This is a genomic window from Sphingomonas sp. 7/4-4, from assembly GCF_027941955.1.
GTDB lineage: Bacteria > Pseudomonadota > Alphaproteobacteria > Sphingomonadales > Sphingomonadaceae > Sphingomonas.
On record NZ_CP115960.1, the window covers coordinates 3,482,807 to 3,504,194 of the forward strand.

Below are 21,388 nucleotides of genomic sequence, written 5' to 3' on the forward strand. Positions count from 1 at the left end.
GTAAAACATGCGTAAGCTTTCGTTGTTCCTTGCCGGGGCCCTGATCTTCCCGGCTGTTGCAGTGGCTCAGGAAACACCCCAGTCGACGCCCAGCCAGGAGCCGTCGGCGACTTCGCCGGACAGCACGACCAGCCCGGACCACAAGAAGCACAAGAAAGACAAGAGCGATCCGAGCGCCGACACCAGCACCGCACCGGCGCCCGACAGCGGCACGAGCGGGAGCGGGACCACCGAGCCGACGCCCGATCCGAACGCCAGCACCACGCCGGCGCCCGAGCCGGCCACACCGACACCGCAGCGTTAAGCGGCGGGGCCCCGGCGGCAGTGTCGCCGGGGCCCAGCTTTTCGATTCAGTCCGCGAAGGGATCGCGGACCAGAATGGTGTCCTCGCGCTCGGGGCTCGTCGATACCAGAGCCACCGGACACTGGATCAGCTCTTCCACCCGACGGATATATTTGATCGCCGCAGCGGGCAGTTCGGCCCAGCTGCGCGCACCCGCGGTCGATTCGTGCCAGCCGGGCATGGTCTCGTAGACCGCCTCCACTCCCGCCTGATCCGCGGCGTTCGCCGGATAATAATCCAGCGCCTCGCCGCGCAGCGTATAGCCCGTGCACACGCGGATCTCGTCGAACCCGTCGAGCACGTCGAGTTTGGTGAGCGCGATGCCGGTGATGCCGGAGACCGCGACCGACTGGCGCAGCAGCACCGCATCGAGCCAGCCGCAGCGGCGCTTGCGCCCGGTGACGGTGCCGAACTCGCGGCCACGCGTGCCGAGCCGCTCGCCCACGTCATTATCCTGCTCGCTCGGGAAAGGCCCCGAGCCGACGCGCGTCGTATAGGCCTTGGCGATCCCCAGCACGAAGCCGACCGCGCTCGGCCCGAGCCCCGATCCGGCCGCTGCGGTGCCCGCGACGGTGTTGGACGAGGTCACGAAGGGATAGGTGCCGTGATCGATGTCGAGCAGCACGCCCTGCGCGCCTTCGAACAGGATGCGGCGCCCGCGTCCGCGCGCCTCATTCAGCATCCGCCACACCGGCTCGGCGAAGGGGAGGACGAAGCCGGCGATCTCGCGAAGATCCTTGACCAGCCGGTCGCGGTCGATCGGCGGCTCGCCGAAACCGGCGCGCAGCGCGTCGTGATGCGCGGCGAGGCGATCGAGCTGCGGCCCCAATTCGTCGAGATGGGCGAGATCGCACACCCGGATCGCGCGGCGGCCGACCTTGTCTTCATAAGCCGGGCCGATGCCGCGGCGGGTGGTGCCGATCTTGCCCGTGCCGCTGGCGTCTTCGCGCAGTGCGTCGAGATCGCGGTGGAAGGGCAGGATCAGCGGGCAGGTGTCGGCGATCTTGAGCGTGTCCGGCGTGACATGGATCCCCTGGCCGCGCAGTTTCTCGATCTCGTCGCGCAGCGCCCAGGGATCGAGCACCACGCCGTTGCCGATGACGCTGGGCGTGCCGCGGACGATGCCCGAGGGAGCAAGGAGAGCTTATAGACCTTCTCGCCGACGACGAGGGTGTGCCCGGCATTGTGGCCGCCCTGGAAGCGCACGACGACATCGGCGCGCTCGGCGAGCCAGTCGACGATCTTGCCCTTGCCCTCATCGCCCCATTGGGCGCCGATCACTGCGACATTTGCCATGAATACAATTCTCCGCCTGCCGGGGCGGACCCAAGGCCGCCCTTCGACAGGACTCGGCGACCGGGCGGTATCGGGGCCGGGGAAGTGCCCCGAAGCCGCGGGGCCAATGGCGTCCGGCGCGGGTCGCGTCAAGTGCTTATGGGCTCGGGCGCGCGACTCAACCGCTCGACTTGGGCGTCGGCGGCCCTATGCTGATCGAAACGGGAGAGAATGGATGAAACTGGCCAGCCTGAAGCACGGCCGCGACGGCAAGCTCGTCGTGGTGTCGGACGATCTGGCGCGGTGCGCCGATGCGACCACGATTGCGCCGACGCTGCAGGCGGCGCTCGACAATTGGGATCAGGTGGAGGGTGATCTTCGCAATCTCGCCACCGATCTCGGGCACGAAACGATCCCGATGCTGCGTTTCCACGAGCGGATGGCGGCATCGCCGCTGCCGCGGGCATATCAATGGGCGGACGGCTCGGCCTATGTGAACCATGTCGCATTGGTCCGGCAGGCACGCGGCGCCGAGATGCCCGAGAGCTTCTGGCAGGATCCGCTGATGTACCAGGGTGGCTCGGACAATTTCCTCGGCCCGCGCGATCCGATCCCGCTCGCCGACGAGGCCTGGGGCTGCGATCTCGAGGCGGAAGTGGTGGTGGTGACCGGCGACGTGCCGCTCGGCGCCTCGCGTGAAGAGGCACTGGCGGCGGTCCGGCTGGTCGGCCTCACCAACGATGTGAGCCTGCGCAACCTCATCCCGGGCGAGCTCGCCAAGGGCTTCGGCTTCTTCCAGTCCAAGCCGGCGAGCGCCTTCTCGCCGGTGTTCGTCACTCCCGACGCGCTCGGCGACTGGTGGCGGGACGGCAAGCTCCACCGCAAATTGATGGTCGACCTCAACGGCAAGCCCTTCGGCCGCGCCGAGGCGGGCGAGGACATGACCTTCGATTTCGGGACGCTGATCACGCACGCCGCGAAGACGCGCGCGCTGGGGGCGGGAACGATCATCGGATCGGGCACGGTCTCGAACCGCGATGCCGATGGCGGCGCGGGCAAGCCGGTGAGCGAAGGTGGCGTCGGCTATTCGTGTCTTGCCGAAGTGCGCACGATCGAGACGATCCGCGGCGGCAAGCCCGAAACACCCTTCCTCAAGGCCGGGGACACCGTGCGCATCTGGGCCGAGGACGACCGGCACCACGCGATCTTCGGCGTGATCGAGCAGATTGTCGGCGGCTAGGCCGTATCGAGGTTCTTCCCCTCCCTGCAAGGGAGGGGTTAGGGTGGGTAAGGAAAGTCGGGCTCGATGCCCGGTCTTTCCTTCTTTTCCCGAGCCATTCGATGGGCTCGCTGCGCTCGCACCCACCCCTGCCCCTCCCTTGCAGGGAGGGGAGTTTCGCGGTCGATACGCCCTAACGCTTCTTCAGCGCGTCGTTGACTTCGATCCAATAGCCGTCGGGATCCTGGATGAAGATCTGGCGGATGCCGTCGGTGCGCATGTTCTGGATCGCGCCGGGATTGCCGGCGATGTCGCTCCAGCTCTGCCCGCGCGCCTTGAGCTGCGCCAGGATCGGATCGAGGCTCGCAACTGCAATCGCCATGTGCACGCGGCGCGGCTGCGTCACCGGCGCGTCGCGGCCCGGCTGGATGTGCAGCTCGACGCCATTGGCCAGCTGCATCCAGCGCGGCCCGCCGGGTGGAAAGGGCGCCGGGATTTCTTTCAGGCCGAACATGTCGTGGTAGAAGTCCAGGCTCTTCTTCTGATCGGCAACCCAGATCCCGACATGGTCGAGCCGCGCGACAGGCGCCGGCTTGTCCTGTGCCGATGCCGGCGACGCGAGGGTCAGTAATAGAGCGGCAGATAGCGGAACGCGCAGCTTCATTCAAATTCTCCTCTGCGCCAAACCTAGCAGCAACATGCGGGGAGGAAGCGCCCTCAGGGTCGTATATATCAGAAGCCGAACGACCCCTGACGCCGGATCAGTTCGAAGCGCGCGAGCGTTTCGTGACGTCCTTCGCCATGGATGCTTTTGACGAGCTGCAGCTCGCGCACCTGCCAGCCGATCGGTGCGATCGGAATGGTTCGTTCGGGCGCCGCGCCGTAGGCGAGCGACATGTGCGGACGGAAAAGATAGCGCGGCAGGCACAAGCCCATCGCGGTCAGGCGCTTCACCAGCATGGCTTGCAGCGCGCGCAGGTCGCGGAGCGCGCTGCCGCCGCGCAACGCATTGCGATGAAGCCGGTCGAATAGGATTGTGCACGGCTCCGCGATCATCGAAGCAAAGGCTGCGTCCAATATGTCGACGAGCCCCGGCGGCGCTTCGCGCGCATCGCAAAGTGGCAGGATCGTCGTGTGGAATCGTTCGCGGCCATAGTTGCTCGCGAGACCGAGCTCCCGCTGCCGCAGCTCGGCCTCGAGCGCCGTTTCCTCCGGAGGCTTGGCAAAGATGTATAGAGGGCGGGGTGCATGCATGGCGTGGTCCTCAGTGAAAGTCGCGCGAGCGCACCGGGATCAGGTCCGGCGCCTTGAGGCTGCGGCGCGGCGGCCAGCTTTCGAGCGCGCGCTGGCGCGGCAGCTCGAGCCGGTCGCGCGGATCGATCGTCCCGCCATGTGTCGCGCCGTCGCCGGGCATGGTCATGTTCGGCAATTCGAGCTCGCCCACTTCGCGCAGCCACGGCGTGAGATCGGTGATCGTCTCGGCGACGAGGTGGATCACGATGCCTTCGCGCTGCACCTTGCCGCGGATCGCCAGCATCGTCGCGGACATCACCGTGCGCCGGTTCGCTTCGAACCGATCGGCCCACAGCACGGCATTGGCGATGCCGGTCTCGTCCTCGAGCGTCACGAACACCACGCCCTTGGCGCTGCCCGGCCGCTGGCGGACGAGGATGAGGCCCGCGACCTCGACGCGCGCGCCGTCCTTCAGGTTCATCAGATCCGCGCATTTCGCGATCCGCCGCGCAGCCAGCCGTTCGCGCAGGAAGGTCACCGGATGCGCGCGCAGGCTGAGCTGCGTCGCGCGGTAATCCTCGATCACTTCGCGGCCCTCGGTCAGCGGCACCAGCGCGACTTGCGGTTCCATGGCCTCGGGCACGGTCCGGCCCTCGCGCGCATCCGCGGCGCTGAACAGGTCGAGCGGTTTCTGGCCGAGCCCCTTGATCGCCCATAATGCCTGCCGCCGATTATGCCCCAGCGCCTGGAAAGCATCGGCGCGCGCCAGCCGTTCGAGCGCCGCCGGCTTGACGCCCGAGCGCCGCCAGACATCCTCGATCGAGACGAATTGCGCGCGCGCGCGGGCGTCGAGGATCGCCTGGGCGTCGTCCTTCGAAAGCCCCTGCACGATCCGCATGCCGAGCCGGACCGGTTGAAGGCTGGCCCAGTCCTGATCGGTCCCGCAGAACGCCGAATGCCGTGGCCGTACATTCACGCCCTCGGGCACCATCCGCGTGTCCCAGTCGCTGTCGTTGATGCACACCGGCCGGGCCTCGACGCCGTGCGCCCGCGCATCACGGATGATCTGTGCGGGGGCATAGAATCCCATCGGCTGGGCATTGAGCAACGCCGTGCAGAACACGTCCGGATGATGGCACTTCATCCAGCTCGACGCGTAGGCGATCTTGGCGAAGCTGGCGGCGTGGCTCTCGGGGAAGCCGTAGCTTCCGAACCCCTCGATCTGCTTGAAGGTCCGCTCGGCGAAATCGCGTTGATAGCCGTTGGCGACCATGCCCTCGACCATCTTGTCGCGGAAATGGGTGACGCCGCCGGTCGATTTGAACGTCGCCATCGAGCGTCGCAGCGCGTCCGCTTCCTCGGGCGTGAAGCCGGCGCCCTCGATCGCGACCTTCATCGCCTGTTCCTGGAACAGAGGCACGCCGAAGGTCTTCTCCAGCACCGCCTTGAGTTCGGGCTTGGGATATTCCGCTTTTTCCTTGCCTTCGCGGCGGCGGAGATAGGGATGGACCATGTCGCCCTGGATCGGCCCGGGCCGGACGATCGCGACCTGGATGACGAGGTCGTAGAATTCGCGGGGCTTGAGCCGCGGCAGCATCGACATCTGCGCGCGGCTCTCGATCTGGAACACGCCGAGCGTGTCGGCCTGCTGGATCATCGCGTAGGTCGGCGTGTCGTCATGCTGGAGTTCGTCCGACGCGAGCGTCAGGTGCACGTCCTTGTGCTCGGCGAGCAGATCGAAGGCACGTCGCATGCAGCCGAGCATGCCGAGCCCGAGGACGTCGACCTTCATCAGCCCGAGCGTTTCGAGATCGTCCTTCTCCCATTCGATCACGCGCCGATCGATCATCGCGGCAGGCTCGATCGGCACGATTTCGTCGACACGAGAGTGGGCGAGGACGAAGCCGCCGGGGTGTTGCGACAAATGCCGCGGCGTGCCGATCAGCTCGCGCGCCAGCTCGAGCGTCAGCGCAAGGCGCGGATCGCTGCGGTCGAGATTGAGCGCATCGGCATGTTCGTCATCGACATCGTTCGACCAACCCCAGACCTGGCTCGACAGCGCGCCGGTCAGGTCTTCGGGCAGGCCCAGCGCCTTGCCCACTTCGCGCAGCGCACCGCGCGAGCGGAAACGGCTCACTACGGCGGTCATCGCGGCGTGACGCTGGCCATAGGTCTCGTAGATCCACTGGATCACCTCCTCGCGCCGTTCATGCTCGAAATCGACGTCGATGTCGGGCGGCTCGCCGCGCGCGCCCGAGATGAAGCGCTCGAACAACAACTGGTGCACGATCGGATCGATCGAAGTGACGCCGAGCAGATAGCAGATCAGCGAATTGGCCGCGCTGCCGCGTCCTGGCAGAGGATCTTCTGCGCGCGCGCGAACTGGACGATCGAATTTACCGTCAGGAAATAGGGCGCGTAACCGAGCCTGCCGACCAGCAGCAGTTCCTTGTCGAGCAACTCGGCATAATCGGACGGCGCGCCGTCGGGGAATTTGACGGTGAGCGCATCCCGGGCGAGCTTCTCCAGCGCCGCCTGCGGCGTGCGTCCGGTCATCACGACTTCGTCGGGATAGCGATATAGCTGGCCCAGTTCGCGCAGGTCGAAAGTGCAGCGCTCGACGATCGCTTCGGCGGCGGCCAGTGCCTCGGGATAATAGCGGTAGCGCCGCGCCATCTCGTCCGGCGACTTGAGGTGCCGATCGGCGCTGCGCTCGCGGCGGAAGCCGAGCGCGTCGATCGTGCATTTCTCGCGGATCGCAGTGACCACGTCCTGCAGCATCCTTTTGTCGGGATGGTGGTAGAGCACGTCGCCGGTCGCGAGCGGGGCGAGGCCGAAGCGCTTCGCCGCTGCATCTAGCTGGTGGATACGCAGTGCGTCGCCCGGGCGGCGATGCCAGGTGAGGCAGACATGTCCGCGTGCTCGAAAATGTCCGCCATCCAGCGCAATGCCGGCGCGTCGCCGGGATCGGCGAGCCCGGGCACTAGCGCGCCGACCAGTCCCTGGGCATGATCGGCGACATCTTCCCAATGGAGGAAGCATCTGCCCTTCTCGCCGTGTTGCGCGTCGGCACGGCTCTTGCCGAGCGTGAGGAGGCGCGTGAGCCTGCTCCAGGCGAGTCGATCCTCGGGCCAGACGAGCAGCGAGGTACCGTCGACGAGATCGAGCCGGCAGCCGGGGATCATCCGGATGGCATGCCCTTGCGCACTGATCTGATCGGCGGCGACCAGCCCGCGGACCACCCCCGCGATCGAGTTGCGATCGGTGAGGCCGAGCGCGGGCATGCCCATCACTGCAGCCGTGGCGAACAGCTCCTCGCACGACGAAGCGCCGCGCAGGAACGAGAAATGGCTCGTCACCTGGAGTTCGGACCAGGTCATCCGAACACGCCGTGGAGATACCAGCTGAGATCGCCGGTCACGGCGCGTTCGCCGTCACCCGAGCGGAACAGCCAATAGCGGCGCCCGGCTTCGTCCTCGACGCGGAAATAATCGCGCACGCTCGCGCGCTCGGCGTCGCGCTTCCACCATTCGCCCTGGATGCGCTCGGGCCCGTCGGCGCGGATTACGCGATGCGATTGCCCGCGCCAGGTGAAGCGGCGCGGGGCATGGTCGGGGAGCTCGGCCATGACGTGATCGAGCCGCTCGGGCCGGGCGAGCAGCCGCGCCGGGCGCGGCCAGCCGGGGTGCCAGGGCGGCAGCGGCGGATTGCGGTCGAGCTGGCGAACATCGTCGCGCTTGCCGCGCAGGAGCGGGCGGGCGGGAGGATCGAGCACGACCATGCGCGTCACCGATCGTTCGGGAACATCGCTCTCGACGGGGCGGCTGCGCCACATCGCGCGCAACCCGATCCGCGTGGCGAGCGTGTCGACCAGAGGCGCGAGATCGGGCGCGGCTTCCTCGTCGAGCCGTTCGGTGAAAGGTTCGGCGCCCAGCGGCAGCGCGCGGCGGACATGGAGCGTGAGCGCGTCCACGCCGTAACCCGGCTCGACCTGTTCAATGCGGCGCACGAGCAGGCGGAGCAAATGCGCGCCGTCGCGGCTGGGGCGGGCGAGGCCGATGCGGATGCGCTGCGGCACGCCGTCGATCCGATCGGCGATCAGTTCAATCCGGGTCGCGCCGATGCCCTTTTCCGCCAAAGCGACAGTGAGCCGCGGGACGAGCGTGCCCAGCCAATGCTCGATCGCCTCGGCAGTCGCGATCGGCTCGGCGAAGCGCTGCGCGATAGCGATCGGCTCGGGCGGGACGACCGGGTGCAGCGGCTCGGACAATCGTCCCAGCGCGCGGTCGAGCTGGAGAGCGAGGCCCGTGCCGAAGCGCTTGACCAGGGGCGCGCGCGGCATCGCCGTGAGCTGGGCGATGCGCGTGACGCCGAGGCGGTGGAGCAATTCGACTGCGCTCGCGTCTATCCGAAGCGCCTCGATGGGAAGCGGAGCAAGCGCTTCAGCTTGCTGGCCCGGCGCACACCATCTTTCGTCATCCCGGCGAAGGCCGGGATCCAGAGCCAAGGGAGATGTCGCTTGTGACTCTGGGGCCCGGCCTTCGCCGGGGTGACGATGGAAATGCGCCAGCGCCCAGGCCGCCCCCGGCGTGTCGGCAATCGCGATCCTCGCGGTATAGCCCAGCCGGGCGAGCATGCGCCGCAGCCGGGCCGCCATTTGCGCTTCGCCGCCGTGGAGGTGCGCGACTCCGCTCAGATCGAGGAACAAGGTGTCGTCGCCTTCGATCGCCACCGTCGGTGTCCAGCGCCGCGCCAGTGCCACTGCGAGGCTGGCGAGATGCGCGCGATCGCCTTCCGGATCGGCGTTGCGGATATCGAGCCCGGCGACCTGCGCGCGCGCCTGAGCGAGCGCCATGCCGGGCGCGAGGCCGAGCGAGCGTGCTGCCATATCGGCGGCGGCGATGACGATGCGGTTGCCGTCGCGGATGCTGGTGACGAGGGGAGCCGATTCCTCCCCGGAGCGGCCGCCTTCGGGAGGTAGCGCGACATGGCCGAGCTGGTCCTCGCGCGCCCAGCGCGCGCCGGGGCGCCAGCCGCCGCCGCGCGGCACCGAACGGGGATGTTGCTGCCCGGCAGCCGCGGGTTCGCGCGGCTCAGGCGGCGCGGCGTGCCGCTCCGCCTGCCGCAGCCTTTCGATCGGCCACATTGGCAGGAAGAGCGCAGCGACCCGTTGCATCGCATGCCTCCACTTGCATCTCGAAGGGCTCGCCGCCCTTCTGGCGCATCAGCGCCAATTGCCAGCGCGCACGTCCCACGCCTTCCACCGGCAGCGGTGTCGACGGCGCGCAACCCACCCGCCAGCGCGTCACCGCCGCCGAGGTCGCGCCGAGCGGATCGCTGCCCTCACGCGCATGCCGCCGCATCAGCAATGCGATCGTCCGCCCTCCCTCGGCCGCCAGTTGCAGCCGGCGGCTCGCGGTCATGTCGGCGCGCTTCACTTCGCCGATCACTGCGCCCAGCCCACGATGGCGCAGGCCTTCCTCCATCACTGCGAGCAATTCGGCATCGTCACGCGCTTCGGCATAGATCAGCCGCTTATGATCGAGCCCCACCTGCGAGAGGCCGGGGGCGAACAGATCGCGCCGCCGCACCACCCAGAGCACCGGCCCCCATGCGCGCGCCGCGATCCCCGCCATGAACAGAGTCGCGGCGCAATCTTCGGCCATGTCGCTCGAAGCGGCGGCGATCTCGTGCAACGCATCGAGCCTGAGCCCGCCATTGGCCAGCCGCGAATCGAGCGCCTGCACCCCGAACGGCAGCACCGGCCGGCGACGGAAACCCTGGGTCTCCATCGCGCGCAATTGCTCGCGAAGCTGGGCAAGAACGGCGGGATCTGGCATCAGGCTGCAGCGGCTACTCACGACTCGGGAACGAGAATGTTCCTATTCTGTTCCAATGGAACAAAGAGTCAACCCGCCAGCGCTGTTGCCTTCACGCTTCCCTGCCCTCTAGTGTGCTGCCATCCTAAAGCACGCCTTTCCGGGGGACCGATTTTCATGATCCAAAAGCTGCGCCTCGCGTTGATCGCCACGACGGCGATCGTCGCCCTTCCCGCTTTCGGAGCCGCCATGCCGCAGATCCAGACCGCACCCGCCGCCGCAGCGATCGATCCCGCGCCTTTGCTCGAGCCGTGGACCGGGCCCTATGGCGGCGTGCCGCCCTGGCAATTGGTCAAGCCTGCGATGTTCCCGCCCGCGTTCGAGGCGGCGATGACGACGCTGCGCACCGAAATCCACGCGATCCGCGACGCGAAGAGCATGCCCAGCTTCGAGACCGTGATCGTGCCCCTGCAGCTCGCCGGCGACACGATGGATCGGGTTCAATCCGTGTGGGGCGTCTACACCAGCAACCTCGCGACCAAGGAAGTGCAGGCGATCGACAAGGAATGGAGCCCCAAGCTCACGGCATTCTACGACGAATTGTTCCTCGATCCCAAGCTCTTCGCCCGAGTGAAGGGAGCGTATGACAGCCGCGCCTCGCAGAAGCTCGACGCGCAGCAGCTGCGGCTGCTCGAACGCACCTATCGCAGCTTCGTGCGGCGCGGCGCGGCGCTGACCGACGCGCAGCGGGCCGAGGTCACCAGGCTCAACCAGGCGCTCGCCACTCAGTTCAGCGATTTCTCCCGTCGCGTGCTCGCCGACGAGGAGACCTGGATCGTGCTCGATTCGGAGGCGCAGCTCGCCGGGCTGCCCGACAGCTTCAAAGCGTCGCTCAAGGCTGCCGCCGAAGAGCGCAATCTGCCCGGCAAATGGGCGGTGGTGAACACACGCTCTTCAGTCGCGCCTTTCCTGACCAATTCGACCGACCGGGCCCTGCGCGAGAAGGTCTGGCGCGGGTTCATCGGCCGCGGCGACAATGGAGACGCCAACGATACCAAGACCGTGATCGCCGACATCCTCAAGCTGCGCCAGCAGCGCGCGGTGCTGCTCGGCTTCAAGAACCACGCTTTGTACCGGATGGACGATACCATGGCCGAGACCCCGGCCAATGCGATGAAGTTGATGATGTCGGTGTGGCCCGCGGCGCGCGCGCGTCACGCAAGAAGTCGCCGACATGCAGGCGCTGGCCGACAAGGAAGGCGCGAAGATCACGATCGAGCCGTGGGACTATCGCTTCTACGCCGAGAAGGTGCGCAAGGCGAAATACGATCTCGATGAGAATGAAGTGAAGCCGTATCTCGAGCTGAACAACATCCTGCAGGGCGCCTTCTACGCCGCGGGCCGGCTCTACGGGTTGGGCTTCAAGGAAGTGAAGGACGTGCCCGTCTTCGACTCTGCGGTGCGCACCTTCGAGGTGACCGACAGCGCGACCGGCCGGAATATCGGCGTCTTCTATTTCGACGGCTATGCGCGCTCCGGCAAGCGCTCCGGCGCCTGGGCGACGCGCTATCGCGGCCAGCAGGAGCTGGGCGGCCATCGCAACACATTGGCGTCGAACAACAATAATTTCGTGAAAGGCGGTGCGGGCGAGCCGACGCTGATCAGCCTCGACGACGCGACGACCTTGTTCCACGAATTCGGCCACGCGATCCACAGCCTGCTCCAGAACGTCAATTATCCGGGGCTGGCGGGAACGCCGCGCGACTTCGTGGAATATCCCAGCCAGGTCAACGAGAACTGGCTGCTCACCCGCGACGTGCTCGACAAATATGCCAAGCATTACAAGACCGGCGCGCCGATGCCGCAGGCTTTGGTCGACAAGATCGAGAAGTCGTCGACCTTCAACCAGGGCTTCGACACGGTCGAATATCTCGCCGATGCGATCGTCGACATGCAGCTCCATGACCGCGAAGTGCCGGTGACCGACGTGGCCGCGTTCGAGCGCGATGCGTTGAAGGCGCTCGGCATGCCGAAGGAGATCGCGCTGCGGCACCGGCTGCCGCAGTTCAATCACCTGTTCTCGAGCGATGCTTATTCAGCAGGTTACTACTCGTATCTCTGGTCCGAGACGATGGATGCCGACACCTGGGCGGCGTTCGAGGAGACGGGGAATGTCTGGGACAAGGCGACCGCCGATCGCTTCCGGACCACCCTGCTGTCGACCGGCAACGAGACCGACCGCAAGCTCGCTTATCGGGCGTTTCGCGGACGCGATCCGGACGTGAAGGCATTGTTCAGGCGGCGGGGATTTCCGGTGGAGTGAGGCCGGTTTTCGCCTCTTCCCTTTTCGCACCGTGGAGAGGGAAAACGGGGAACAAATGACTGCCGAAGTTTGCACGCTCCGAGTAAATCGATTCCCCTTTTCTCCCGTGAAAGCTGACCTAGAGCTTCTCGGCGGCCGGCAGCGTCGGTTCCGCGTCCGCGGGGGTCTTTCGGAACAAGGCGCGATCCTCGGGGCTGAAGCCGAACTTGATCATCACGAACAGGAAGGTGACGAGGATCGCCGGCATGCCGATGCTCAATTCGGCCCATTCGTAATGCCGCGGCAGCGACGTGAACGCCGCGCCGACCAATGCCGCCGTGCCGATCGCGACGAAGAAGCTGGGGCGGATGCTGACCACCGGCGCGCCGAGCAGGCGGCGGAGCATGACGGCCTTGGCCACCGAGCCGATTGTCAGCGACAGCGCGAGCGCCGCGGCGGGGCCGGCGGCCTGGACCGGTTCCGACCAGCCCTGCGCGCGCGCGACGAAGACGAAGGTGAAGCTGAGTGCGATCTGGAGCAGCAATACCGCCAGCGAGATCATCAGGTTGCGGTGGCGGGCGATGTAGATCAGCCCGGTCTCGCAGACCGCCCCGGTCGAGGCGAGCACTTCGGCGACGAGCAGGATGCACATCGCTCCCGCGCCGACGACGAATTCGGGGCCGATCAGCCCCATCACGCCCTCCGCCGGAATGCCGAACACGACGAGGCAGGCGGCCTGCGCGCTGACGATCCAGAAGCCGACCTGGCGGACCTGCTTGGCGACGGCCTTGCGGTCGTTGTCGGCAAGGCTGTTGGTGACGACGGGCGCGAGGATCGGATCGAAGCTCGACTTCAGCCGCTGCGGGATCGAGGCGACCTGCTGCGCCATGTAATAGATGCCGACCACGCCGGGCGCGAACAGCAGCGCCAGGATGAAGCGATCGACATTGCGCGTGCCCCATTCGATCGCATCGGCGCCGGCCAGGGGCGCGTTGCGGCGGGCGAGCGCGAGGATGTCGGGCAGCCGCGGATGCCATTCGCGCGGCATGCCGTATTCGCGCACGAACGGCACCACCGACGCGGCGAGCGCGGCGAGCATCGACAGGACATAGGCATACATCAGCCCGTCGCGCGACGAGACGTAGGAGAAGCCCCAGGCGGCGATGCTGATCGTCCACGGCTCGATGATCGCGCGCGCCGTCACCGAGGCGCGGATATTGTGGCGATAGGCCAGAGCCGCGAGCGTGACGTCCGACACCGCGACGGCGAACACCACCAGAGGCAGCAGCCGCTCGAGCCCCATCACCTGGCTGTTCGGGTACATCACCTGCGGGAAGGCGATCAGCACCGCGCTGGCGATCGCCGAGGCGCCGCACGCCACCAGCACGCCGTCCCACACGACATGCGCGTGCGGCCGATCGGTGGAGGAGAGCGCCTGGGCGAGCCCGCGCTTGAGCCCGAGCGTGGCGAGCAAGGCGGCGACTTCGATCACCAGCACCGCGATCGCATAGCGCCCGACAATGTCCGGGCCGTAGGCGCGGCCGGCGATGAACAGGAAGGGGAGGCGGGCGGCGAGCCGTAGGATGAAGCCGAGGATGTTGGTCCGTCCGCCCTTGGCGAGGGCGTTGATGTCGTCGGCCGCGGGTGGGGGTGCGGATTCAGCCATTACGCTCGCCCTGCGCCCGTCGAAGGGATCCCGTTCGTCCCCGGACTAGATCCGGGGTTGTCGAAGCACGGCCATCCGCAAATGCGCCGCTTATGGCGAGGCGCCCCTTCGACGCCGCCTGCGGCGTCGCTCAGGACAGGCTTCGACAAGCTCAGGGCGAACGGTAAGGAGGGTCAATGCGCCGCGCCCCAGCTCGGGCCTACTCCGATCTCGACGCCGAGCGGGACGGTGAGCTTGATCGCGGGTTCGGCGGCGGTGGCCATCACGCGTTCGATCACGGGCTTCGCGCGTTCCACATCGCCTTCGGGCAGCTCGAAGACGAGTTCGTCGTGCACCTGCATCAGCATTTTGACATTGGGCAGGCCGGCTTCGAGCAACGCCGGGCCCATCCGCGCCATCGCACGCTTGATGATGTCGGCACAGGTGCCCTGGATCGGCGCGTTGATCGCGGCGCGCTCGGAGCCCGCACGCTCATTGGGGTTGGCCGCCTTGAGCCGCGGGAAATGCGTCTTCCGGCCGAACAGGGTGGTCGTGTAGCCGCGCGCCTTGGCCTCGTTGAGCGTGTCGGCGATGTAGCGGTTGATGCCGGGGAAGCGCTCGAAATAGCGGTTGATCATCGCCTGCGCTTCGTCCGGTGTGACGTCAAGACGCCCCGCCAGGCCCCAGCGCGAGATGCCGTAGAGGATGGCGAAGTTGATCGTCTTGGCGCGCCCGCGCGTGTCGCGGTTTACTTCGCCGAACAGCTCCATCGCGGTCATGTTGTGGATGTCGTCGCCATTCTCGAACGCGGTGCGCAAGGCCGGCACGTCGGCGATGTGCGCGGCGAGGCGGAGCTCGATCTGCGAATAATCGGCGGCGAGGATCACATTGCCCGGTTCGGCGACGAACGCGTCGCGGATCTGGCGGCCCGTTTCGGTGCGGATCGGGATGTTCTGGAGATTGGGATCGGTCGAGGAGAGCCGCCCGGTCTGCGCGCCGGTGAGCGAGTAGCTGGTGTGGACCCGGCCGGTCTCGGGGTTGATCTGCGCCTGGAGCGCATCGGTATAGGTGGACTTCAACTTCGACAGCTGTCGCCAGTCGAGCACCTTGGCCACCATCTCACGGCCCGGTGAATCCTTGTCCGCCGCGATGCGTTCGAGCTCGTTGACGTCGGTCGAATAGACGCCCGACTTGCCCTTGCGGCCGCCCTTGATGCCCATCTTGTCGAACAGCACGTCGCCCAGTTGCTTGGGGCTGCCGATGGTGAACTTGAACCCGGCGATGCCGTGGATCTCTTCCTCGAGCGCCGCGATCTGCTTCGAGAATTCGTCCGAGAGCCGCGAAAGCACCCCGGCATCGACCTTGACGCCGGCGCGCTCCATGCCCGCGATCACCGATACCAGGGGCCGATCGACCATCTCGTAGACGCGCGTCGCGCTCTCATAAGCGAGGCGCGGCTTGAACCGCCGCCATAGCCTGAGCGTCACATCGGCGTCCTCGGCGGCGTAGCGTGTCGCCGCCTTGAGATCGACTTCGTGGAAGCCGAGCTGGTTCTTCCCCGTGCCGACCACGTCCTTATAGGCAATGCAGCTGTGCGACAGGTGCGTCGCGGCGAGTTCGTCCATGCCGTGTCCGTGCAGGCCGGCATCGAGATCGAAGCTCATCACGATCGAATCGTCATAGGGCGCGACGTCTATCCCGCCCAAATCCTTATAAGCTCTCCCCAGCACGATCATGTCGTATTTCAGATTGTGCCCGATCTTGAGCACCGCCGGGTCTTCGAACAGCGGCTTCAGCTTCGCGAGCACCGTCGCGCGATCGAGCTGCACCGGCTTCTCGGCGAACATGTCGCTGCCGCCATGCGCGATCGGAATGTAGCACGCCTTGTTGGGCACGAGCGCCATGCTCACGCCCACCAGCTCGGCGCGCGTGGCATCGACGCCGGTGGTCTCGGTATCGATCGCGACCCAGCCCTGATGCGTCGCCTCGGCGATCCAGCGGTCGAGCGCCTCTTCGGTGACCACGGTCTCATAGGCATCGTGATCGCAGGGTGGGTCTTCCTCCAGCCCGGGCACTTCGTGGTGCTCGACCGGGGCGTCCGCCACCGCCGAGAGCCGGTTGAGCAAGGTGCGGAAGCCGTGATGCTCGAGGAATGCGCGCAGCGGCGCGTCGGGGATGCCCTTGAGTTCGAGTTCGTCGAGCGGATCGGGCAAAGGCACGTCGCAGGCGAGCTCGACCAGTTTCCGGGAAAGCCGCGCCATCTCGGCATGCTCGATCAGATTGTCGCGCATCTTGCTGGGCTTCATGTCCGGCGCGGCAGCGAGCACGCCCTCGACGTCGCCGAATTCGAGGATCAGCTTCGCCGCGGTCTTGGGCCCGATTCCTTGACGCCCGGCACGTTGTCGACGCTGTCGCCCATCAATGCGAGGACTTCGCCGAGCTTCTCGGGGCCGACGCCGAATTTCTCCTCGGTATCCTTCGGACCCAGCCGGCGATTGTTCATCGTATCGAGCATGTCGACCGAAGGATCGGTCATCAGCTGCATCAGATCCTTGTCGGAGCTGACGATGGTGACCGACCAGCCCTGCGCCAGCGCCGCCTTGGTATAGCTCGCGATCAGATCGTCGGCCTCCCAGCCCAGTTCCTCGATGCAGGGGAGCGAGAAGGCGCGGGTGGCGTCGCGAATCATCGGGAATTGCGGGACCAGATCCTCCGGCGCGGGCGGGCGGTGCGCCTTGTACTGGTCGTACATCTCGTTGCGGAAAGTGTGCTCGCTCTTGTCGAGGATCACCGCCATGTGGGTCGGGCCGTCGGCCTTGTTGAGCTCGTCGACGAGCTTCCACAGCATGGTGGTATAGCCATAGACCGCGCCGACCGGCTCGCCATGCTTGTTGGTGAGCGGGGGCAGCCGGTGATAGGCGCGGAAGATATAGCCGGAGCCGTCGACGAGATAGAGATGGGGCATCGCCGCGGGGATAGCCGAGCGGACGGGCGGAACAAAGCCCCAAGCGGCGTTCCCGCCCGCCGCAGGTTCAGGCCATCATGATATTCTGCAGCGCGAAGGCGAAGGAGTCGCGTTGGGCCCCGCGCCGCCGCCGGTCATCACGATGTCGGCGCTGACGATGCCGAGCAGCGAGATCTCGGTGTTGATTTGCGAGATGATGGCCGAATTCATCACCTTGCCTTGCTCGACCTGCGATGCCACGCCGATCCAGATCGTCGGCTTGAACTGGAACACTGCCACCTGCTGGGGAACGATGCCGGTCCTGCTCGCGAACAATTTGCCGTCCTTGTAGATGTTCGCGTTCACTGCGCCCTTGGGCAGGGCGTTGAGCAGCTGGATCTCCTGCGGCGACGTCGCCGGACCCTGCGGGACCAGTTGGTCGCCGTCGGTAGTGAGCTTCACCGCGAACTGCTGGCCGAGCGGCGCGTTCAGCTGCGCCGTATAATTGCCCCAGCTGTCGCTCGCGCTGATCGTCTGGCCCATCGGATAGGTGAAGGGGTGATTGTCGCCCTGGCCGCAATATTTGATCACGGTCCAGGCGATCGAGAGCTCGTCGAAGTTCGTCGCCTCATTCTTCGCGAAGACGATGACCTCGCTATTGTTCACGTCGTTCGAATGATTGATGAAATTGAGCTCGATGGCGGGCAAGGCATTGCCGTCCAATGCGACGACTGGCGCGGCCTCGCTTTCGAAGATGACGACCTCGCTATTATTGGCGTCGTTGGAATTATTGATGAAATTCGGGGTATCGCCCATCGATCTTCTCCCTGTTCGAGGTGAAGCTCTATTCCTGCTATAATTGTGACGATAGCGATACAGGTGTTGGTTTACGTCGCGTCATGGAAGATGATCCCCAGCGTGTGGCGCTTCCCGATATGCACCGCGCTGACGCCGTGGCGCATCGTCACGCGATAATCGCCCTTGGCGCCGCGCACCGGGCGCTGGTTGACGGCGAATATCACGGCGTCGCCCTGCGCGAGCGGCACCACGGCGGCGCGCGACTGCATGCGCGGGCGCTGCTCGGTCAGGACGAACTCGCCGCCGGCGAAGTCGCGCCCGGGTGCGGAGAGCAGGACGGCCACCTGCAGCGGGAAGACATGGGCGCCGTACAGGTCCTGGTGCAGGCAATTATAGTCGCCGGGACCGTAGCGGAGCAGCAGCGGGGTGGGGCGGGCCTGCCCCGCGCTGTGGCATTCGGCGAGATACTCGGCATGCGCGGCGGGGAAGCGGCGTTCGAGTCCCATGCGGGCGTGCCAGCGATTGGCGATCCCGGCGAGCGGGGCATAGAGCCGCGTCCGGAGCGCCTGCACCGGATCGGGCAGCGGATAGGCGAAATAGCGATATTCGCCGCGGCCGAAGCCGTGCCGCGCCATGATCACCTGGCTGCGGAAATGTTCGGGGGCGTCGTAGAGGGTGGAGACGTGCTCGCAGGTGATGGGGTCGAGCAGGCCGGGCAATATTGCCCAGCCGTTGGTGTCGATCGCGTCGGCGGCGGCGGTCCAGTCGATGTCGTTGGTCATGGCGCGGGTTTAGGGCGCGGCGTTGCGCGGGGCGCCCCGCTGCTTGCGTTCGAAGTCGGCCGCGAGGTCGGTTTAGGAGTCGGGGCCGATCAGCGCGAGGGGCGGCCGCCGGCCATCATCGAGCCGGAGGGCTGGTGATGCGCGACGATCGCGCGGGCCACTGCCTGCATCAGCAGCTGCCGCTCGCGGATCGGGCGCGACGTGTCGCCGATCATCACGGCGACGGCGTAGGAGCGGCCGTCGGGAGCCGTCAGGATGCCGACATCGTTGAAGCCCGCGGTGCGGCCGCCTAGGTCCTGGCCGGTGCCGGTCTTGTGGCCGTAGAGCCAGCCCGGCGGGACCGCGCCGCGCACGCGCGCCTTGCCGGTCTTCGCGCCGTCCATCGTGGCGAGCAGCCACGCGGTGGAATTCGCCGAGAGCAATTCGCCGCGGTACAGCCGGGCCAGCGCACCGGCGATCGAGGCGGGCGCCGCGCCGTCGGGCGGATCCTTCACATAGGCTTCATAAGCGGCGAGCCGGACGGCGGGCGAAAGCCTCGAGCGGGCGACGGCGAAGGCGTTGCCGGTGGAATATTCGGGCTTCCATTCGAGCCCCGCAGTGCCGGCCTGGAGCAGTTTCTCGCCCGGGCCGAAGCGGATCGTGCCGAGCTGCTTGCGCGCGATGAAGTCGCGCACCGCCTGCGGGCCGCCGACGAGGTGGAGCAATTTGTCGTTGCAGGTATTGTCGCTCATCTGCATCGCGCGGCGCATGATCTCGCCGATGGTGCTGGTATAGCCGGCATCGCCCTTCACCAGCGCCGCGACGGGCTGGTGGAACAGAGTGAAATCGGCGCGGGTGATGGTCAGCGGATCGTCGAGCCGGAGGACGCCGCGATCGACGGCGTCGAGCACGGTCATCGTCACCCAGAGCTTGCTCACGCTCTGCTGCGGCAGCGGGCGCGATGCCGTGTGGTTGCCGGCGATCCAGCCGTCGTCCACGCTGGTCACCGCGACGCCGACCAGCCCGCTGAAATTGCGGGTGATCGCGTCGATGCTGGTCACCAGTTCGACCGGTGCGGCCACGCGCGGCCGGGACGGCGCGGCGGCTGCGGCGGGGAAGGGCATCAGCACGCTGTAGCTGGGCGCGGGCAGATAGGCGGCGAGCTGGATATCCTCGTGCACTGCGCAGCCGAGCAGCATCGCCGGGCCGAGCCCCGCGACGGTCAGCGCCCGCTCCAGTTTCGAGAAACCCTGAATTTTCTTCACAAATGCAGCCCCTTGCGCCTTTTCCATCATGCGGCGACCGCGACTCGCATCAAAGCCTGAGAGCGCCCGGATGCGACGAATCCGGTAACGATAGCGACGAAACGTGAATCTGCCGGAAACCAGCGCCACCGTTGGACTCTAAGATGGGGATCAGTCCCGCTTTTTACCACCGGGCAAACCCCTAGGGCACCAGCACCGTGTCGACCGCCACATCGAGCGTCTCGGGATAATCGAGCGTGTAATGCAGCCCGCGGCTCTCCTTGCGGTGGAGCGCGGAGCGGACGATCAGGTCGGCGCTCTCGAGCAGGTTGCGCAGCTCGATCAGGTCGGCGGTGACGCGGAAATGGCCGTAATAGTCGTTCACTTCGCCGCGCAGCATCTGGATGCGGTGCGCCGCGCGCTCGAGCCGCTTGGTCGAGCGGACGATGCCGACATAATTCCACATGAAGCGGCGGATCTCGGTCCAGTTCTGCTTGATCACCACTTCCTCGTCGGAATCGGTGACGCGGCTCTCGTCCCATGGCCGGATCGCGGGGGCGGGGCAAGGTCGTCCCAGTTCGCCGCGATGTGGCTCGCCACCGCTTCGCCGAACACGAAGCATTCGAGCAGCGAATTGGAGGCGAGGCGATTGGCGCCGTGCAGGCCCGACTGGGTGCATTCGCCGGCCGCATAGAGGCCGGGCAGGTCGGTCTTGCCGTGGCGGTCGATCACGATCCCGCCGCAGGTATAATGCTGCGCGGGCACTACGGGGATCGGCTGGGCGGTCATGTCGATGCCCAGCCCGAGCAGCTTCTCGTAGATATTGGGGAAATGCCCCTTCACGAATTCGGAGGGCATGTGGCTGATGTCGAGATGGACAAAATCCAAGCCATCGCGCTTGATCTCGGCGTCGTTCGCGCGCGCCACGACGTCGCGCGGCGCCAGCTCCATCCGCTCGGGATCGTAATCGGCCATGAAGCGCTTGCCGGTCTGCGGGTTGATCAATTGCCCGCCCTCGCCGCGCACCGCCTCGGTGATCAGGAAGTTCTTGACCTCGAGATTGTAGAGGCAGGTCGGGTGGAACTGCATGAACTCCATGTTGGAGATGCGGCACCCCGCGCGCCACGCCATCGCGATGCCGTCGCCGGTCGCGCCGCGCGGCGCGGTCGAGAAGAGATAGGTGCGGCCCGCGCCGCCGGTGGCGAGCACGGTGGCGCTGGCAGTGAACAGCTCCACCCGGTTGGTCGCGCGGTTGAAGGCATAGACGCCCCAGACATTGCCCGCGCCCGAATAACGTTCCTCGTGGCGGCTGGTGGCGAGATCGATCACCACCATGTCGGGGACGAGCGTGATGTTCGGATTGGCGCGCGCCGCCTTGAGCAAAGCCTCCTGCACTGCCCAGCCGGTGGCGTCGTCGACATGGACGATCCGGCGATGGCTGTGCCCGCCCTCGCGGGTGAGGTGCAGCGAATTGCCGTCGGTGTTGAACGGCACGCCGAGCCTGGCCAGCCGCTCGATCGCCGCGGGGGCGTTCTCGACCACCATCTCCACGGTCGCGCGGTCGTTCAAACCCGCGCCGGCGACGATCGTGTCCTCGATATGGTTCTCGAACGTGTCGCCGGGTTCGAGCACCGCCGCGATCCCGCCCTGCGCCCAGGCAGTCGAGCCTTCGTTGAGTCCGCCCTTGGCGAGCACCGTCACCTTGAAGCGTGCGGCAAGGTTGAGCGCCGCGGTCAGCCCGGCCGCGCCCGAGCCGATGACGAGGATGTCGGAGGTGTGAGGGTCGTTCGCCATCGTCTCTTCCG

Annotated in this window: 12 protein-coding genes and 4 pseudogenes; 3 read left to right on the forward strand and 13 right to left on the reverse strand. The window is 66.8% G+C overall.

Annotated elements, in window-relative coordinates:
- Positions 1-7 precede the first annotated feature (7 nt).
- On the forward strand, positions 8-304 hold the full coding sequence (locus PIB19_RS17795) for a hypothetical protein (protein WP_271238400.1): 297 nt from the start codon (positions 8-10) through the stop codon (positions 302-304).
- A gap of 46 nt (positions 305-350) precedes the next feature.
- Here the strand turns inward: PIB19_RS17795 and PIB19_RS17800 are convergent.
- Positions 351-1,639, reverse strand: a pseudogene (locus PIB19_RS17800) (adenylosuccinate synthase).
- Positions 1,640-1,853: 214 nt separating this feature from the next.
- Between PIB19_RS17800 and PIB19_RS17805 the strand changes: the two are divergent.
- The gene (locus PIB19_RS17805; protein ID WP_271238401.1) at positions 1,854-2,858 is read left to right on the forward strand and encodes a fumarylacetoacetate hydrolase family protein; all 1,005 of its coding nucleotides are present in this window, start codon (positions 1,854-1,856) and stop codon (positions 2,856-2,858) included.
- A 172-nt stretch (positions 2,859-3,030) separates the two neighbouring features.
- Here PIB19_RS17805 and PIB19_RS17810 read toward each other — a convergent pair whose 3' ends face one another.
- From PIB19_RS17810 to PIB19_RS17830, 5 genes and pseudogenes are all read right to left on the reverse strand, one after another.
- Positions 3,031-3,501, reverse strand: a complete 471-nt coding sequence (locus PIB19_RS17810; RefSeq protein WP_271238402.1) for a VOC family protein — start codon at positions 3,499-3,501, stop codon at positions 3,031-3,033.
- Between the two features lie 68 nt (positions 3,502-3,569).
- Positions 3,570-3,893 (reverse strand): 2'-5' RNA ligase family protein, encoded by a 324-nt coding sequence (locus tag PIB19_RS17815; RefSeq protein ID WP_271238403.1) that lies wholly within the window; start codon positions 3,891-3,893, stop codon positions 3,570-3,572.
- A gap of 208 nt (positions 3,894-4,101) precedes the next feature.
- Positions 4,102-7,450, reverse strand: a pseudogene (locus tag PIB19_RS17820) (error-prone DNA polymerase).
- The gene (locus tag PIB19_RS17825; RefSeq protein ID WP_271238404.1) at positions 7,447-9,216 is read right to left on the reverse strand and encodes a DUF6504 family protein; all 1,770 of its coding nucleotides are present in this window, start codon (positions 9,214-9,216) and stop codon (positions 7,447-7,449) included. Before PIB19_RS17825 ends, PIB19_RS17820 begins: the two are co-directional and overlap by 4 nt.
- The gene (locus PIB19_RS17830; protein WP_271238405.1) at positions 9,164-9,910 is read right to left on the reverse strand and encodes an ImuA family protein; all 747 of its coding nucleotides are present in this window, start codon (positions 9,908-9,910) and stop codon (positions 9,164-9,166) included. The genes PIB19_RS17825 and PIB19_RS17830 overlap by 53 nt, the downstream gene beginning before the upstream one ends.
- Positions 9,911-10,378: 468 nt before the next feature.
- Between PIB19_RS17830 and PIB19_RS17835 the strand changes: the two are divergent.
- Positions 10,379-12,212 (forward strand): annotated as a pseudogene (locus tag PIB19_RS17835) (M3 family metallopeptidase).
- 118 nt (positions 12,213-12,330) lie between these two features.
- On the opposite strand, the gene PIB19_RS17840 reads toward PIB19_RS17835, so the two are convergent.
- The 7 genes and pseudogenes from PIB19_RS17840 to nadB all read right to left on the reverse strand — a co-directional run bounded on the left by PIB19_RS17840 (position 12,331) and on the right by nadB (position 21,377).
- Positions 12,331-13,857 carry a lipopolysaccharide biosynthesis protein gene (locus tag PIB19_RS17840; RefSeq protein ID WP_271238406.1) on the reverse strand — a complete coding sequence of 509 codons (1,527 nt, stop codon included), beginning with the start codon at positions 13,855-13,857 and terminating at the stop codon, positions 12,331-12,333.
- Between the two features lie 173 nt (positions 13,858-14,030).
- On the reverse strand, positions 14,031-16,298 hold the full coding sequence (polA, locus tag PIB19_RS17845; RefSeq protein WP_443018751.1) for a DNA polymerase I: 2,268 nt from the start codon (positions 16,296-16,298) through the stop codon (positions 14,031-14,033).
- A complete protein-coding gene (locus tag PIB19_RS23750) occupies positions 16,190-16,801 on the reverse strand; it encodes a 5'-3' exonuclease (RefSeq protein ID WP_443018639.1) in 612 nt (203 codons plus the stop codon). Before PIB19_RS23750 ends, polA begins: the two co-directional genes overlap by 109 nt.
- A 75-nt stretch (positions 16,802-16,876) precedes the next feature.
- Complete coding sequence (locus tag PIB19_RS17850) at positions 16,877-17,596, reverse strand: hypothetical protein (protein ID WP_271238407.1); 720 nt, start codon at positions 17,594-17,596, stop codon at positions 16,877-16,879.
- A gap of 71 nt (positions 17,597-17,667) precedes the next feature.
- On the reverse strand, positions 17,668-18,360 hold the full coding sequence (locus tag PIB19_RS17855; protein WP_271238408.1) for a 2OG-Fe(II) oxygenase: 693 nt from the start codon (positions 18,358-18,360) through the stop codon (positions 17,668-17,670).
- 89 nt (positions 18,361-18,449) lie between these two features.
- Complete coding sequence (locus tag PIB19_RS17860) at positions 18,450-19,604, reverse strand: serine hydrolase (protein WP_271238409.1); 1,155 nt, start codon at positions 19,602-19,604, stop codon at positions 18,450-18,452.
- Positions 19,605-19,785: 181 nt separating this feature from the next.
- A pseudogene (gene nadB, locus PIB19_RS17865) lies at positions 19,786-21,377 on the reverse strand (L-aspartate oxidase).
- Positions 21,378-21,388: the final 11 nt, after the last annotated feature.

Excerpts from the sequence above, each read along its gene's own strand:
- PIB19_RS17830 (WP_271238405.1), bottom strand. The coding sequence starts at position 9,910 with ATGCCAGATCCCGCCGTTCTTGCCCAGCTTCGCGAGCAATTGCGCGCG.
- PIB19_RS17805 (WP_271238401.1), top strand. The coding sequence starts at position 1,854 with ATGAAACTGGCCAGCCTGAAGCACGGCCGCGACGGCAAGCTCGTCGTG.
- PIB19_RS17850 (WP_271238407.1), bottom strand. The coding sequence starts at position 17,596 with ATGGGCGATACCCCGAATTTCATCAATAATTCCAACGACGCCAATAAT.
- PIB19_RS17795 (WP_271238400.1), top strand. The coding sequence starts at position 8 with ATGCGTAAGCTTTCGTTGTTCCTTGCCGGGGCCCTGATCTTCCCGGCT.
- PIB19_RS17825 (WP_271238404.1), bottom strand. The coding sequence starts at position 9,216 with ATGTGGCCGATCGAAAGGCTGCGGCAGGCGGAGCGGCACGCCGCGCCG.
- PIB19_RS17815 (WP_271238403.1), bottom strand. The coding sequence starts at position 3,893 with ATGATCGCGGAGCCGTGCACAATCCTATTCGACCGGCTTCATCGCAAT.
- PIB19_RS17810 (WP_271238402.1), bottom strand. The coding sequence starts at position 3,501 with ATGAAGCTGCGCGTTCCGCTATCTGCCGCTCTATTACTGACCCTCGCG.
- PIB19_RS23750 (WP_443018639.1), bottom strand. The coding sequence starts at position 16,801 with ATGCCCCATCTCTATCTCGTCGACGGCTCCGGCTATATCTTCCGCGCC.
- PIB19_RS17840 (WP_271238406.1), bottom strand. The coding sequence starts at position 13,857 with ATGGCTGAATCCGCACCCCCACCCGCGGCCGACGACATCAACGCCCTC.
- PIB19_RS17855 (WP_271238408.1), bottom strand. The coding sequence starts at position 18,360 with ATGACCAACGACATCGACTGGACCGCCGCCGCCGACGCGATCGACACC.